This window comes from Rhizobium sp. C1 (assembly GCF_021026335.1).
Classification (GTDB): Bacteria; Pseudomonadota; Alphaproteobacteria; order Rhizobiales; family Rhizobiaceae; genus Ensifer_A.
In genome coordinates this window covers 102,364-118,901 of record NZ_JAJNCY010000004.1, presented here as the reverse complement: position 1 = coordinate 118,901, position 16,538 = coordinate 102,364, and the positions used below count along the sequence as shown (strand labels likewise).

General features: G+C 62.8%; 11 protein-coding genes. 10 read left to right on the top strand and 1 reads right to left on the bottom strand.

The genetic code is table 11. The annotated features are described in order from the left end of the window. Nucleotides 1-321 precede the first annotated feature (321 nt). From LQK83_RS10755 to LQK83_RS10705, 10 genes are all read left to right on the top strand, one after another. Nucleotides 322-810: a MarR family winged helix-turn-helix transcriptional regulator gene (locus tag LQK83_RS10755; protein ID WP_230837410.1), complete on the top strand. Its 489-nt coding sequence runs from the start codon at nt 322-324 to the stop codon at nt 808-810. A gap of 60 nt (nt 811-870) precedes the next feature. After that, complete coding sequence (locus LQK83_RS10750) at nt 871-2,259, top strand: M20/M25/M40 family metallo-hydrolase (protein WP_230837409.1); 1,389 nt, start codon at nt 871-873, stop codon at nt 2,257-2,259. Nucleotides 2,260-2,443: 184 nt separating this feature from the next. Further along, on the top strand, nt 2,444-4,855 hold the full coding sequence (locus LQK83_RS10745; RefSeq protein ID WP_230837408.1) for a transglycosylase domain-containing protein: 2,412 nt from the start codon (nt 2,444-2,446) through the stop codon (nt 4,853-4,855). 221 nt (nt 4,856-5,076) lie between these two features. After that, nucleotides 5,077-6,984: a molecular chaperone DnaK gene (gene dnaK, locus LQK83_RS10740; protein WP_230837407.1), complete on the top strand. Its 1,908-nt coding sequence runs from the start codon at nt 5,077-5,079 to the stop codon at nt 6,982-6,984. A 75-nt stretch (nt 6,985-7,059) separates the two neighbouring features. Further along, nucleotides 7,060-8,199: a molecular chaperone DnaJ gene (gene dnaJ, locus LQK83_RS10735; RefSeq protein WP_230837406.1), complete on the top strand. Its 1,140-nt coding sequence runs from the start codon at nt 7,060-7,062 to the stop codon at nt 8,197-8,199. 148 nt (nt 8,200-8,347) lie between these two features. Beyond that, on the top strand, nt 8,348-8,935 hold the full coding sequence (locus LQK83_RS10730) for a TetR/AcrR family transcriptional regulator (protein ID WP_230837405.1): 588 nt from the start codon (nt 8,348-8,350) through the stop codon (nt 8,933-8,935). 71 nt (nt 8,936-9,006) lie between these two features. Next, nucleotides 9,007-10,170: an acyl-CoA dehydrogenase family protein gene (locus LQK83_RS10725; protein ID WP_230837404.1), complete on the top strand. Its 1,164-nt coding sequence runs from the start codon at nt 9,007-9,009 to the stop codon at nt 10,168-10,170. A 70-nt stretch (nt 10,171-10,240) separates the two neighbouring features. Next, the gene (locus LQK83_RS10720) at nt 10,241-11,785 is read left to right on the top strand and encodes a carboxyl transferase domain-containing protein (protein ID WP_230837640.1); all 1,545 of its coding nucleotides are present in this window, start codon (nt 10,241-10,243) and stop codon (nt 11,783-11,785) included. Between the two features lie 11 nt (nt 11,786-11,796). Further along, on the top strand, nt 11,797-13,926 hold the full coding sequence (locus LQK83_RS10715) for an acetyl/propionyl/methylcrotonyl-CoA carboxylase subunit alpha (RefSeq protein ID WP_330166278.1): 2,130 nt from the start codon (nt 11,797-11,799) through the stop codon (nt 13,924-13,926). Further along, on the top strand, nt 13,919-14,788 hold the full coding sequence (locus tag LQK83_RS10705) for a hydroxymethylglutaryl-CoA lyase (RefSeq protein ID WP_230837403.1): 870 nt from the start codon (nt 13,919-13,921) through the stop codon (nt 14,786-14,788). Before LQK83_RS10715 ends, LQK83_RS10705 begins: the two co-directional genes overlap by 8 nt. Before the next feature lie 332 nt (nt 14,789-15,120). Here the strand turns inward: LQK83_RS10705 and leuC are convergent, their stop codons facing one another. After that, complete coding sequence (gene leuC, locus LQK83_RS10700; protein ID WP_230837402.1) at nt 15,121-16,530, bottom strand: 3-isopropylmalate dehydratase large subunit; 1,410 nt, start codon at nt 16,528-16,530, stop codon at nt 15,121-15,123. Between the last annotated feature and the right edge of the window lie 8 nt (nt 16,531-16,538).

The window sequence follows — 16,538 nt, the reverse complement described above, 5'->3', positions numbered from 1 at the left end:
CGTTGCATTACCAATTTGTAATTCTGGAGACCTTGAAAAGCCACATTCCGACAGTCATTTTGAGTGCGTCGGCGATTGATCACGCCGCTGTCTGACAAACGGCCTGTCCCCCGCCATTGTCAGACGTGGACAAAGACCTCATCCCCCCTCTCCGGGTCTTTGTCCCCAAATCGCAAGCCGCCATGGCATCCCCCCCTCCAGGCCATGGCGGCTTTTGCTTTTTCAGGCTTCGCCGCCCCTGCCGGTTCGGCCCACCTTCAGTTCCATAGCCTGCTGTCAACCGGATTGCTGCGAATCGCCGGCTCGTCTATCAAGACGAATATGGCATTCGACCTAACCACTTCCGCGACCTATCTTTCGAGCCTTCTGGCTCGCGGATTTGCGCGGGCGTTTCAGGAGCGGACGGCGAGCCTCGGCTTCCTTCCGGGGCAGTTTCCGGTTCTTGTCGCGCTCTGGGCTGAGGACGGGCTCACGCAGCGTCAGCTCGTCGACCGGCTGGATATCGAGCAGGCGACGATGGCGAATACGCTCGCCCGCATGGAGCGGGACGGGCTCATCGAGCGCCGGCCACATCCGAGCGACAAGCGCGCCCAGCTTCTCTTCCTGACCGAGCGCGCCAGCGCAATGCAGCCCGAGGCCGAGGCCGCCGCCCGCGCCGCAGAGGACGCCATGTTCGGCGGGTTTCGCCGTTTCGAGCGCGAACTGTTGCTGGAATACATGCGCTGGCTGGTCGAGAATGCCCGCAAACTGGACGAAGATCCGCAATCCGTCCCCGGCCCGATTTCGGAAAGAAAACAGATTCCTGTCTGAGCCAATGTGGGCTATGGTCCGGCCCAACCCACCTGCTTAAACAACGCTGGAAATCCTGCCATGCCCCAAATCGACAACGTGCTCTCCCGCGCGGACGAAAACCTGCCTGCAAGCCTTGACCGGCTTTTTGAACTCGTTCGCATCCAGTCGATCTCTACCGATCCGGCCTTCAAGGCGGAGTGCCGCAAGGCGGCGGACTATCTGGTCTCCGTCCTGATCGGTCTCGGCTTCGAAGCCTCGGTGCGCGACACGCCCGGTCATCCCATGGTCGTGGCGCATCATGCAGGCGCGAAGGCCGACAGTCCGCATGTGCTGTTCTACGGCCACTACGACGTCCAGCCGGTCGACCCGATCGAGCTTTGGGAGACCGATCCGTTCGAGCCTTCCGTGAAGGAGGACGCATCGGGCCGCAAGATCATTACGGGGCGCGGCACTTCCGACGACAAGGGGCAGTTGCTGACGTTTGTGGAGGCCGTGCGGGCCTACAAGGACGTCAAGGGTACGCTTCCCGTTCGCGTCACCATTCTGTTCGAGGGCGAGGAAGAATCGGGATCGCCGTCGCTGAAGCCCTTCCTCGAGGCCAACAAGGACGAGTTGAAGGCCGACTTTGCGCTCGTTTGCGATACGTCCATGTGGGATGCCGAAACGCCGGCGATCTCCGCAGGCCTTCGCGGCCTCGTCGGTGAGGAAATCGTGGTCAAGGCGGCGAGCCGCGACCTCCACTCGGGCTACTATGGTGGGGCGGCCGCCAACCCTATCCACATTCTCTCCGACATTCTCGCCGGTCTTCATGACGAGAACGGTGCCGTCACGCTGCCGGGCTTCTATGAGGGCGTGGAGGAAACGCCGGCCGACATCAAGGCGAAATGGGAAGAGCTTGGCCGTACCGGCGAGGACTTTCTGGGCGCCATCGGCCTGTCGATCCCGTCGGGCGAAAAGGGCCGTTCCATTCTCGAGCTGACCTGGGCGCGTCCGACCGCCGAGGTCAACGGCATCATCGGCGGCTATACCGGCGGTGGCTTCAAGACCGTGATTGCCGCCCAGGCGTCGGCCAAGGTTTCGTTCCGTCTGGTCGGCAAGCAGGACCCGGCAAAGATCCGCGAGAGCTTCCGCGCCTATGTCAAGTCGCGCATTCCGGCCGATTGCTCGGTCGAGTTCCATGAACATGGTGGCTCGCCGGCCATCCAGCTGCCCTATGATTCGCCGCTGCTCACCAGGGCGCGTGAAGCGCTGTCGCAGGAATGGTCGAAACCCGCGCTGATGATCGGCATGGGCGGCTCGATCCCGATCGTCGGCGACTTCCAGTCGATGCTTGGCATGCAGTCGCTGCTGGCCGGTTTTGCGCTTGCCGATGACCGCATCCATTCGCCCAACGAGAAGTACAATCTCGAATCCTACCGCAAGGGCATACGCTCCTGGATCCGCATCATGGACGCGCTGGCAGCTTGAGACGGCTGCAGATTTTTCGATCGGGGAGGGGGCTGGCCGCTGGCCGGCCCTTTTCTTTGCGGATTGTGGCTTCATGTCAGAATGTTTAACGCCCCCTTAAACCGCCACATTTAAAGTTCACGGCGACATCGAAACTCCAGGGCAATGAAGGCCCTCCAGCCCTTCAAGGACTTAACCCGGCGGAATGGCAAGACACGACGATAGTGACAGGCGCATCGAACCCTCGTTCGATGGTGGATTGAACGCGAGCCAAAGCGATCGCGTTGGCGGCCCGTCGCGTGGTTCGCGTGACAATTCCGGCGGCGGATCGCGGCGGGGCGGCTCCCGACGTGAGGATCGTGATGCGAAGGCCTCTTCTCGGCGTTCGCGCAAGCGGTCCGGCGGCGGCATTTTCGCCCTTATCCGCGGTATGATCTACTGGGGCATCGTGCTCGCCATCTGGGGTGCGATCGGCATTGGCGGGATTTTCCTCTACTACGGCGCGCAGATGCCGAATGCGACCTCCTGGACCATCCCGGACCGGCCGCCGAATATCAAGATCGTGGCGGCCGACGGCTCGATCATCGCCAATCGCGGCTCGACCGGCGGCGAGGCGCTCAGCCTCGACAGTATGTCGCCCTACCTGCCGGAAGCCGTGATTTCCATCGAGGACCGGCGCTTCTACTACCATTTCGGCTTCGATCCGATCGGTCTGGCCCGCGCCGTTGTCACGAACCTTGTGAGTGGTCATACCGTACAGGGCGGCTCGACGCTGACCCAGCAGCTGGCCAAGAACCTTTTCCTGACGCCTGAGCGCACCATGGAGCGCAAGGTGCAGGAAGTGCTGCTCGCCATCTGGCTCGAGCACAAGTTCACCAAGGACGAAATCCTCGCCATGTATCTCAATCGCGTCTATTTCGGCGCGAATGCCTATGGCGTGGAGGCGGCGGCACGGCGTTACTACAACAAATCGGCGCGCGACCTCAATCTGATGGAGGCCGCCACCATTGCCGGGCTCCTCAAGGCGCCGTCGCGGCTTTCGCCCGTGAAGGATCCTGCGGCCGCCAAGGCGCGTGCCGAGGTCGTTCTCGGCGCGATGCGGGATGCCGGCTACATCAACGAGAAGCAGGTGCAGAGCGCGCTGGCGATGACGCCTGATCCGGCGCGGCCCTACATGTCCAGTGCCGGCCAGTATGTCGCCGACATGGTCATGGACAAGCTGCACGACATGGTCGGCGACGTGAAGGAAGACCTGATCGTCGACACGACGATCGATCCCAAGCTGGAAACCGAAGCTGGCGATGCCATTCGCAATGCCATCGACAAGGAAGGCAAACGCCTGAATGTCAGCCAGGGGGCGCTCGTCTCCATCGACGGAACCGGCGCAATCCGGGCGCTGGTGGGCGGAAAAGACTATGCCGAGAGCCAGTATGACCGTGCCTACAAGGCCCTGCGCCAGCCCGGCTCCGCCTTCAAGCCGTTTGTCTATGTTGCAGCACTTGAACTGGGCGATACGCCGGACTCGATCCGCAACGACGCCCCGGTGCGCATCGGCGACTGGACGCCGGAAAACTACGAGAAGAAGTATAACGGCCCCGTCACGCTGTCCTATGCGCTGGCGCATTCGTTGAACACGATTGCGGCTCAGCTCGTCATGGAGGCCGGGCCGCCGCAGGTGATCAAGGTCGCCCACCGCATGGGCATTGAGGCCGATCTTCAGCCGAATGCCTCGATTGCGCTCGGCACGTCGGAAGTCACGCTGATGGATCTGACGGCGTCGTATGCGCCCTTCATGAATGGTGGTTACAAGGCCACGCCGCATGTCGTGCGCCGCATCACCACAGCCAAGGGCAAGGTGCTTTACGAAAACAATTATGACGACCCGCCGCGGGTTCTCGAGCCGAATATCGTGGCCATGATGAACGGCATGCTCATGCGCGTCGTCAATGAAGGCACGGGCAAGGCAGCCCGGCTTTCCGGCTGGCCGGTTGCCGGCAAGACCGGCACGACGCAATCATCGCGCGACGCGCTGTTCGTTGGGTTCACCTCGGATCTGACGACCGGCGTCTGGTTCGGCAACGACGACGGCACCCCGACCAAGCGGGTTACGGGTGGCGGTCTTCCCGCCGAAACCTGGCATCAGTTCATGGTCTCTGCGGAAAAGGGCAAGACGCCGGGGCCGATCTTCGGCACCACCGGCGGTCCCATCGCACCCGCCCAGCCGCCAAAGTCGAATGTGCCGACGGCCTCGCGTGACGTGCCGGAGAAGAGCCGGACGCTGACCGATATCATCTCGGACTTCCTGAACGGCAAGCCGGCGCAGCCCGAGCGTCGCGCGCCGTCGCCGGCCCAAGCCCAGCCCGCGCCCCCGCCGCCGGTTGCCAGCGCGCCGCCTGCGGGCCAACTCGCACCCGTGCCGCCTGCCGCCATCGACAGGCCGCAGCAGAATAGCCGTACGCGGCCTGATGGCTCTGTTCTGGAAGGGCCCGTTCCCCCTGGCGATATTCCCGGCGGTACGCTGGAAGGGCCCGTTCCGCCCGGGGATGTCGGGGCGCAGAACACCCGTCCGCAGGGCGGCCGTCAGAAGACCCTGCTCGACATCATCAACGGCAACTGACACAGGGCTTTGTGTGGATCATCTCTGCGCAAGGCTCGCATGCAAAATCACCGCAAATCTATTGGTTTGCCGGGCAAATCCGCCTTGCAGAGCGAAAAATCGCTCCTTATATACCCCGCATCGCCGCAGTTTCGGCTGCGATAGACAAGTGTAATCCCGTTAGGGGCTGCCAAGGAATGCCTGACCGGGTCCCGGCAGCTTGCTTCAAGGAGAGAATGAACATGGCTAAAGTAATTGGTATCGACCTTGGAACCACCAACTCCTGCGTCTCCGTCATGGATGGCAAGGACGCCCGGGTCATCGAGAATGCCGAAGGTGCGCGTACGACGCCTTCGATGGTCGCCTTCAGCGACGATGGCGAGCGTCTTGTCGGCCAGCCGGCAAAGCGCCAGGCCGTCACCAATCCGGAAAACACGCTTTTCGCCGTCAAGCGCCTCATCGGCCGGCGTTTCGACGACAAGCTAGTTGAAAAGGATAAGGGCCTCGTTCCCTATCAGATCGTACGTGGCGGCAATGGCGACGCCTGGGTGAAGGCCGGCGGCACGGATTATTCTCCGTCGCAGATCTCCGCCATGGTTCTCCAGAAGATGAAGGAAACGGCGGAAGCTTACCTGGGTGAAAAGGTCGAGAAGGCCGTCATCACCGTTCCGGCCTACTTCAACGACGCCCAGCGTCAGGCTACCAAGGATGCCGGCAAGATCGCCGGTCTTGAAGTTCTGCGCATCATCAACGAGCCGACCGCTGCTGCTCTGGCCTATGGCCTCGACAAGCGCGAAGGCAAGACCATTGCCGTTTACGACCTTGGCGGCGGTACGTTCGATATCTCGGTTCTCGAAATCGGCGACGGCGTCTTCGAAGTGAAGTCGACCAACGGCGACACCTTCCTCGGCGGTGAAGACTTCGACATGCGTCTCGTCGAATATCTTGCCGACGAATTCAAGAAGGACAACGGCATCGATCTGAAGAAGGACAAGCTGGCTCTGCAGCGCCTCAAGGAAGCTGCCGAAAAGGCCAAGATCGAACTGTCGTCCTCGCAGCAGACCGAAATCAACTTGCCGTTCATCACGGCGGATGCTTCCGGCCCGAAGCACCTGACGCTGAAGCTAACGCGCGCCAAGTTCGAAGCTCTGGTCGACGATCTCGTCCAGCGCACCGTCGCACCGTGCAAGGCAGCCCTGAAGGATGCCGGCGTTACGGCTGCCGAGATCGACGAAGTCGTTCTCGTCGGCGGCATGAGCCGCATGCCGAAGGTGCAGGAAGTCGTCAAGCAGCTGTTCGGCAAGGAGCCGCACAAGGGCGTCAACCCGGATGAAGTGGTCGCCATGGGCGCCGCCATCCAGGCCGGCGTTCTGCAGGGCGACGTCAAGGACGTTCTGCTTCTCGACGTGACCCCGCTGTCGCTCGGCATCGAAACGCTCGGTGGCGTCTTCACCCGTCTGATTGATCGCAACACGACGATCCCGACGAAGAAGAGCCAGACCTTCTCGACGGCCGAAGACAACCAGAACGCCGTGACCATCCGCGTGTCGCAGGGCGAGCGCGAAATGGCGGCAGACAACAAGCTGCTCGGCCAGTTCGACCTCGTCGGCATTCCGCCGGCACCGCGCGGCGTGCCGCAGATCGAAGTCACGTTCGACATCGACGCCAACGGCATCGTGCAGGTTTCGGCCAAGGACAAGGGCACCGGCAAGGAGCACCAGATCCGCATCCAGGCTTCCGGGGGTCTCTCCGACGCCGAGATCGAGAAGATGGTCAAGGACGCCGAGGCCAATGCCGACGCTGACAAGAAGCGCCGCGAAACCGTGGAAGCCAAGAACCAGGCCGAAAGCCTGATCCACTCCTCGGAAAAGTCGCTGAAGGATTATGGTGACAAGGTAACCGAAGCCGATCGCACCGCGATTTCGGATGCCATCGCCAGCCTGAAGGAAGCCGTCGAAAAGGCAGAGCCGGATCTGGCAGAACTGCAGGCCCGCACGCAGACGCTCATGGAAGTGTCCATGAAGCTGGGTCAGGCCATGTATGAACAGAGCCAGGCTGCTGAAGCCGGCGCTCACGGCGCTTCGGCCGACGACAAGGTCGTCGATGCCGAATATGAAGAAGTCGACGACGACAAGAAAAAGTCGGCCTGATGCCAAACCGGCCGGGATCGGGTCCAAAAGGAAACCGATCCCAGGCCGACACTCGGGAAGCGGAGCTGACTGACGATGGCAAAGGCGGATTTTTATGAGTTGCTCGGCGTCTCCAAGACGGCCGACGAAAAGGAGCTGAAAAGCGCCTTTCGCAAGATGGCAATGAAATATCATCCGGACAAGAATCCGGATGACAAGGAAGCCGAGAAGAAGTTCAAGGAAATCAACGAGGCCTATGAGACGCTCAAGGACCCGCAGAAGCGGGCTGCCTATGATCGTTTCGGCCATGCAGCCTTCGAACAGGGCGGCATGGGCGGCGGCGGTCCCTTCGGGGGCGGTGGCCAGGGCTTCGGCCAGGGCGGATTCTCGGACATCTTCGAAGATATCTTCGGCGAAATGATGGGTGGTGGCCGTGGCCGCCGTCCGTCCGGCGGTCGCGAACGCGGCGCCGACCTTCGCTACAACATGGAGATTTCGCTCGAGGAAGCCTATGCAGGCAAGACGGCGCAGATCAGGGTTCCGACCACGATCTCCTGCGACGTCTGCAACGGCTCGGGCGCGAAGCCCGGCACGAAGCCGACGACCTGCCCGACCTGTCAGGGTGCGGGGCGTGTGCGTGCGGCGCAAGGGTTCTTCTCGATCGAGCGCACCTGCCCGACCTGCCAGGGCCGCGGCCAGACGATCACCGATCCCTGCACCAAGTGCCATGGTCATGGCCGGATCCAGGAAGAGCGGTCGCTGTCGGTCAACATCCCGGCGGGCATCGAGGACGGCACACGTATTCGCCTGACGGGCGAGGGCGAGGCCGGGCTTCGTGGCGGACCGGCGGGCGATCTCTATATCTTCATGTCGGTGAAGCCGCACCAGTTCTTCCAGCGGGAAGGGGCCGATCTTTACTGCTCCGTTCCCGTCTCGATGACCACGGCGGCGCTCGGCGGCAAGTTCGACGTGACCACGCTCGATGGCACGAAATCGCGGGTGACGATCCCGGAAGGCACGCAGACTGGCAAGCAGTTCCGCCTCAAGGGCAAGGGCATGCCGATCATGCGGTCCAACCAGACCGGGGATCTCTACATCCAGATCATGATCGAAACGCCGCAGAAGCTGACCAAGCGCCAGCGCGAACTTCTGCAGGAGTTCGAGCAGATCTCCTCGAAGGAAAACAACCCGGAATCCTCCGGCTTCTTCGCCAAGATGAAGGAATTCTTCGAATAAGAGCCGGATTTTTCGGCTGAACAGACGTAACCGCCGGGTGCTGAGCCCGGCGGTTTTTCGTTTGGGCGAACCAGAGTTTTCGGCACTTGACTCAACCAGCAACTCGCGCCATTAATTTAACGAATGTTCATTTCTTTCGGGAGGAGAGATGGCACGGCAGGCGGGAGCGAATGGCGAGACGACGGCGCGGACGATCCGGCAGGAGAGCCTGAAGCTCTTTGCTCGGCATGGCTATGATGCCGTTTCGATGCGCCAGATTGCGTCTGCCGTCGGTGTGCAGGCAAGCGCTCTCTACCAATATTTCCCCACGAAGCAGCAGATCCTCGTGACCCTGATGAGGGAGCATATGGAGGAGTTGCTGGCCGCTTATGCCGAGGAGCGGCAGGAAAACGAGACACCACGCACCGCGCTGACGCGCTTTGCCCGTTTCCATATCCGCCACCATATCAGCCGGGCGGATGCCGTCTTCATTTCCTATATGGAGCTGCGCGCGCTGGAGCCGGAAGGTTTCGCGGCCGTCGAAGCGTTGCGCAAGACTTACGAAGGTGAATTGAAATCCATCCTCGCCAAGGGCGCCGAGGCGGGCGAATTCCGGCTGGAGGAGCCGCATGTCGCCGCCATGGCCATTCTCGCCATGCTGACCGGTGTCAACACCTGGTATCGCACTGGCGGTCGGCTTAGCCGGGAAAAGATCGAGGATATCTACGAAGAGATGGTGCTGAAAAGCGTGACCTGAAACGGCATTTTCGCGTGTCGTCATCGCCGGCTTGAGGAGCACCAGGCGACACGGAGCAACGGGAGGAAGACATGTTCCATCATACGATGCGGTTCGGACTGAGCGAAGAGATCGAGGCTCTGCAGGCGGTGGCGCATCGCTGGGCACAGGAGAAGCTGAAGCCGCGCGCGGCGGAGATCGACCGCGCGAATGCCTTCCCGAACGCGCTCTGGCCGGAAATGGGCGCGCTCGGCTTTCTCGGCGTCACCGTGCCGGAGGAGTTCGGCGGCGTCGACATGGGCTATCTGGCGCATACGATCGTGGTCGAGGAGATCGCCCGCGCGTCCGCCTCCGTGTCGCTGTCCTACGGCGCTCATTCCAATCTCTGCGTCAACCAGATCAAGCTCAACGGAAATGCCGAGCAGAAGCGGAAATATCTGCCGAAGCTTGTTTCCGGCGAGCATATCGGTGCGCTTGCCATGTCGGAGACAAGTGCCGGCTCCGACGTCATCTCGATGAAGCTGCGCGCCGACAAGCGCAATGACCGCTACGTGCTGAACGGTTCGAAATACTGGATCACCAATGGGCCGGATGCCGATACGCTGGTGGTCTATGCCAAGACCGATCCGGATGGCGGCTCCAAGGGCGTGACGGCCTTCATCATCGAGAAGACGATGAAGGGCTTTTCGACCTCCAACCATTTTGACAAGCTCGGCATGCGCGGTTCCAATACCGGCGAGCTGATCTTCGAGAATGTCGAGGTGCCGTTCGAAAACGTGCTCGGCGAAGAGGGCAAGGGCGCGCGGGTGTTGATGTCGGGGCTCGATTTCGAGCGTGTCGTTCTCTCCGGCATCGGTCTCGGCATCATGGCCGCCTGCCTGGACGAGATCATGCCCTATATGGTCGAGCGCAAGCAGTTCGGCCAGTCCATCGGCGATTTCCAGCTCATGCAGGGCAAGATCGCCGACATGTACACGGCGATGAACTCCTCTCGCGCCTATGTCTATGCCGCAGCGGCCGCCTGCGACCGCGGCCAGATCACCCGGCAGGATGCGGCGGCCTGCGTGCTCTATGCCTCCGAGAAGGGCATGGAGGTGGCGCATCAGGCAGTCCAAGCCATGGGCGGCGCGGGCTTCCTCAATGACAGCGCCGTGAGCCGCATCTTCCGCGATGCGAAGCTGATGGAGATCGGGGCGGGCACGTCGGAAATCCGCCGCATGCTGATCGGCCGCGAACTCATGAGTGCAATGCGCTGAGCTAAGGAGTGAAGCCATGACGATCATCGGAACGCCGCTTCCCCCGGAGGCCGAGACCAATCGCGCCGCGATGCTGGCCCAGCGCGAAGCCATCGAAGCCGAGGCGCTGCGCATCATGGCGGGTGGGCCGCAGGCGGCGCGGGACCGGCATGTGAAGCGCGGCAAGCTTCTGCCGCGTGATCGCGTGGCCGGGCTTCTCGATCCCGGTTCGCCCTTTCTGGAAATCGGACTGTTCGCTGCAAGCAGCGTTTACGAGGACGATATTCCCTCTGCCGGGGTCATTGCCGGGATCGGCCGGGTCATGGGCCGCGATTGCATGATCGTCTGCAACGACGCCACTGTGAAAGGCGGGACTTACTATCCGCTGACCGTGAAGAAGCATTTGCGGGCGCAGGAGATCGCCGCCGAAAACCGGCTGCCCTGCCTCTATCTGGTGGACTCGGGCGGCGCGAATCTGCCGAACCAGGACGAGGTGTTTCCTGACAAGGAGCATTTTGGGCGCATCTTCTACAATCAGGCGCGCATGAGCGCCGCCGGCATCGCGCAGATCGCCGTCGTCATGGGCTCCTGCACGGCAGGGGGCGCTTACGTTCCGGCCATGTGCGACCAGACGATCATCGTGAAGAACCAGGGCACGATCTTTCTCGCCGGCCCGCCGCTGGTGAAGGAGGCGACGGGCGAGGTGATCGATGCGGAAACGCTGGGCGGCGGCGATACGCATACGCGGCTTTCCGGCGTTGCCGACTATCTCGCAGATGATGACGACCATGCGCTGGCGCTCGCCCGCCAGATCGTGAAACATCTCGGTCCTGCGCCGCAGCCAAACATCGCGCTTCAATCCCCCCGCGCGCCGCTTCATCCGGCCTCCGACATCATGGCCCTCGTGCCGGCGGATGCGAAGACGCCCTATGATGTGCGAGAGGTGATCGCCCGGATCACCGACAGTTCGGATTTCGATGAGTTCAAGCCGCGCTACGGGGCGACGCTTGTCACCGGCTTTGCGCATATCGACGGCGTGCCGGTGGGCATCATCGCCAACAATGGCGTGCTCTTTTCCGAGAGCTCGCAAAAGGGCGCGCATTTCATCGAACTGTGCTGCCAGCGGAAAATTCCGCTGCTCTTCCTGCAGAATATCACCGGCTTCATGGTCGGCTCGAAATATGAGGCGGGCGGCATTGCCAAGGATGGGGCGAAGCTGGTGACGGCGGTTTCCACTGCCGGCGTGCCGAAAGTGACGGTCATTATCGGCGGCTCCTATGGAGCGGGCAATTACGGTATGTGCGGCCGTGCTTACGGACCGCGTTTCCTCTGGATGTGGCCAAATGCGCGGATTTCCGTGATGGGCGGGCCACAGGCGGCGGGGGTTCTCGCCAGTGTCCGCCGCGCCGGCATCGAGGCTAAGGGTGCCAGCTGGTCTGCGGAGGATGAGGCCGAGTTCAAGCGGCCGACGCTCGAACAGTTCGAGCGGCAATCCGCCCCGCTCTACGCCTCGGCGCGGCTCTGGGACGACGGGATCATCGATCCGGAAAAGACCCGCGAGGTGGTGGCGCTGTCGCTGCGCGCTGCACTCAACGCCCCCGTTGAAGACACGAAATTCGGCCTGTTCAGGATGTGAGGAGAGAGCCCATGTTTTCCAGGATCCTGATTGCCAATCGCGGCGAAATTGCCTGCCGCATCATCCGCACGGCCAGGCGCCTCGGTATCCGTACCGTGGCTGTTTACTCCGATGCGGACGCCGAGGCGCAACATCGCAAGCTTGCAGACGAGGCCGTGCATATCGGCCCGTCGCCGGCGCGGGAAAGTTATTTATCTGGCGAAAGGATTATCTCCGCAGCGCTGGCGACCGGTGCTGAAGCGATCCATCCGGGCTACGGTTTCCTGTCGGAAAATCCGGATTTCGTCGAGGCCGCCGAGAAGGCTGGTCTTGTCTTCATCGGCCCGTCGGCCTCGTCCATCCGGGCCATGGGGCTGAAGGATGCGGCCAAGCGGCTGATGGAGAAGGCCGGCGTTCCTGTCGTGCCGGGTTATCACGGCGACAATCAGGATGCCGCGTTTCTGGCGGGTGAGGCGAATCGGATCGGCTATCCGGTGCTGATCAAGGCCTCTGCTGGCGGCGGCGGAAAGGGGATGCGGCTGGTCGATCAACCTCAGGATTTCGCGTCGGCGCTGGAAAGCTGCCGGCGTGAGGCGAAATCCTCCTTTGGCGACGACAAGGTGCTGATCGAGAAATACATCCTCTCGCCGCGCCATATCGAGGTGCAGGTCTTCGGCGACAGCCACGGCCACATCGTCCACCTCTTCGAGCGCGATTGCTCGCTGCAACGCCGGCATCAGAAGGTGATCGAAGAGGCTCCGGCACCGGGGATGAGCGAGGCCGTGCGGGCCGCGATGACGGGAGCTGCGGTCAAGGCGGCTCAGGCCGTGAACTACAAAGGTGCCGGAACGATCGAATTCATCGCCGATGGCTCCGGGGCGCTACGTCCCGACGGATTCTGGTTCATGGAAATGAACACGCGGCTTCAGGTCGAACATCCGGTCACGGAGGCGATCACCGGCTTCGATCTGGTCGAATGGCAATTGCGGGTGGCGAGCGGCGAGGCTTTGTCGGTCGTGCAGGATGATATCCGGATTCATGGCCATGCCGTGGAGGCGCGTCTTTATGCGGAAGACCCGGCGGGCGGGTTCCTGCCGCAGGCGGGCCGCATCGACCATCTGGCTTTCGGGAGGGTCGATGGCGTTCGCATTGACGGTGGCGTGGTTGGTGGCGATGCGGTCTCGCCCTTCTACGATCCGATGATTGCCAAGGTGATCGCGCATGGGGTGACGCGCGATGTGGCGCTGGACCGGCTGGGTGCGGCGCTTGGCGAGACGCATATTGCCGGGCTCGCGACGAACCGCGATTTTCTGCGGGCGCTGTCGGTGGACGAGACGTTCCGCGCCGGACGTATGGATACGGGGCTGATCGAGCGGGATCTGGGTGGGCTTCTCCGTAAGTCGGAGCTTTCTGAGGATAGTGTTTTAGTGGCTGCGCTTGCGGTGCTTGAGATCGATCCCGCTGCGTCGCATGCCGGGTTCCGGCTCTGGGGTGAGGCCGCGCATCGGGTTGTGCTTTTCCACGAAGGTGAGAAGCTGGAACGGCGGCTTATCGCTGACACGGCTGGGTATCGGCTCGAAGGCGGCGCAGGGGAGGCAAGTTTCTCTGCGTTGCACGTCGACTTCGGGGCACCCCCCTCTGCCCTGCCGGGCATCTCCCCCTCAAGGGGGGAGATTGGCAGAGAGGCGGCGTCGCACTCCCACTCTCCCCCCCTGAGGGGGAGATGTCGCGAAGCGACAGAGGGGGGTGTCACAAGCTCTGCCCTCACCATCACCGCCCGCGCCGAGACATCCGTTGGTTCCGCTAACCTCTCCGCCCGCGTCGTCATCACCCCAAACCGCGCCGGCAAGTCCGTCTCCGTTCTCCTCAATGGCGAGACCTTCGTCTTCCTCCACCCCGGCCCACTTTCCGGCGCTGACGCCGCGCATGGCGCCTCGGGCGATATTCTCGCCCCAATGACCGGCGTCGTGCGTCTCGTTGAGGTCAAGCCGGGCGATGAGGTCAAGGCGGGTGACCGCCTGCTGGTCATGGAGGCGATGAAGATGGAGCATACGCTCAAGGCGCCGCGCGACGGCGTGGTCGAGGCCGTGCTGGTCGCCGAGGGCGGGCAGGCGGAGGGCGGGGCGGTGCTGGTGAAGCTCAAGGACGCCGTCGATGGCTGAGTTCGCCACGATTTACGAAGTCGGCCCGCGCGATGGCTTGCAGAACGAGAAGGAGATCGTGCCGACCGCAGACAAGATCGCGCTGATCGATCTGCTGTCGGACGCCGGATTCCGCAAGATCGAGGCGACGAGTTTCGTGTCGCCGAAATGGGTGCCGCAGATGGCCGATGCGGCCGAAGTGATGGCCGGCATCCGCCGGCGGCCGGGCGTGACCTATGGCGTGCTGACGCCGAACATGAAGGGCTTCGAGGCGGCCCTTGCGGCTGGCGCTGACGAGGTCGCGATTTTCGCTTCGGCGTCCGAGACGTTCAGCCAAAAGAATATCAATTGCTCGATCGAAGAGAGCTTCGCGCGGTTCGCGCCGGTGCTCGAGGCGGCGCGGGCGGCGGGCCTGCCGGTTCGTGGCTATGTCTCCTGCGTGGTCGCCTGCCCCTATGAGGGGCCGATTGCGCCCGCAGCGGTGCGGGCGGTGGCGGAGCGGCTGATGGCTGTCGGCTGCTTCGAGATATCGCTCGGCGATACGATCGGGGGCGGGGTGCCGGAAACGATTGCGGCCATGCTGGAGGCGGTGCTCATGGCCGTGCCAGTCGAACACTTGGCCGGGCATTATCATGATACCGGCAACCGGGCGCTTGCCAATGTCGAGGCGAGCCTGGCGCTCGGCCTGCGGACCTTCGACAGCGCGGTTGGCGGGCTCGGCGGATGCCCCTATGCGCCGGGGGCAAAGGGGAATGTGGCGACGGGCGCGCTGGTGGATCTGTTGGCGGTCAAGGGATTCGAGACGGGGATTGACCGCGAGAAGCTGGCGGTCGCCGAGGCTTTCATGGTGGGGCGGATTGGGCGGTTGTCGGCGGGGTCATGAAGACTCCCACTCCGGTGGGTTCGGCTCCCCCTCATCTGCCTGCCGGCATCTTCTCCCCGCCGGGGAGAAGCAGGCTGGAGCCGCGCCGTGGTCTCCCTCCTCTCCCCAAGGGGAGAGGATAGCCTGCCCCAAGAGGCGAAGCCGATTGGTTTGGCAGGCTTGGTGAGGGCGCTTTCAGTCGATTTATGGCGCAAAAGGGCGTCTACCTGCAAAAAGAGAGCGGCATAAAGGCCGCGACAAGGCCACCCAGGATGCCGCCGGACGCTCACACAGCACAACAAAAAAAGCGCCCGCCGGAGCGGACGCCTTTCAATTTTTCCGTCAGTCTCGACTTACTTGAAGTCGCGGATGTCGACGAAGTGGCCGGCGATGGCGGCGGCGGCGGCCATGGCGGGGGAAACAAGGTGGGTGCGGCCCTTGAAGCCCTGGCGGCCTTCGAAGTTGCGGTTCGAGGTCGAGGCGCAGCGTTCGCCCGGCTTCAGGCGGTCGTCGTTCATGGCGAGGCACATGGAGCAGCCCGGCTCGCGCCAGTCAAAGCCGGCTTCCTTGAAGATCTTGTCGAGGCCTTCGGCTTCCGCCTGTTCCTTCACGAGGCCGGAGCCCGGAACGATCATGGCGTTGACCGAGCCTGCCACCTTCTTGCCTTCGACGACCTTTGCGACAGCGCGCAGGTCTTCGATGCGGCCGTTGGTGCAGGAGCCGATGAAGACGCGGTCGATCGCGATATCGGTAATCTTCGTGCCCGGCTTCAGGCCCATATAGTCCAGCGCGCGCCACTTGGAGGTGCGCTTGTTTTCGTCATGGATGTCGTCCGGGTTCGGCACGATGCCTTCGACGGAGACGACGTCTTCCGGCGAGGAGCCCCAGGAAACGATCGGCGGCAGGGCGGCGGCGTCGAGCACGACGACCTTGTCGTAATGCGCGCCTTCGTCCGTGTGCAGCGTCTTCCAGTATTCGATGGCCTTTTCCAGCGCTTCGCCCTTCGGCGCGCGCGGCTTGTCCTTGATATATTCGAAGGTCTTTTCGTCTGGCGCGATGAGGCCTGCGCGGGCGCCGCCTTCGATCGTCATGTTGCAGACCGTCATGCGGCCTTCCATGGAGAGCGAACGGATGGCTTCGCCGGCGAATTCGATGACGTGGCCGGTGCCGCCGGCGGTGCCGATTTCGCCGATGATGGCGAGCACGATATCCTTGGCAGTGACGCTTTCCGGCAGCTTGCCGTCAACGCGCACCAGCATGTTCTTGGCCTTCTTCTGGATCAGCGTCTGGGTGGCCAGAACGTGTTCCACTTCAGACGTGCCGATGCCATGCGCCAGCGCGCCGAAAGCGCCATGCGTGGAGGTGTGGCTGTCGCCGCAGACGATGGTCATGCCCGGCAGGGTGAAGCCCTGTTCGGGACCGACGATATGCACGATGCCCTGGCGCTTGTCGTTCTCGGAGTAATACTCGACGTTGAAGTCGGCGGCATTCTTGGCGAGCGCCTCGACCTGGATGCGGCTTTCCTCGTTCTTGATACCGAGATGGCGATCCGGCGAGGTCGGCACGTTATGGTCGACGACGGCGAGCGTCTTTTCCGGGGCGTGAACCTTGCGGCCGGCCATGCGCAGGCCTTCGAAGGCCTGCGGGCTCGTCACTTCGTGAACGAGGTGGCGGTCGATATAGAGGAGACAGGTGCCGTCATCGGCCTGGCTGACCAGGTGATCGTCCCAGATCTTGTCATAGAGGGTACGCGGTGCGCTCATGATGTTTC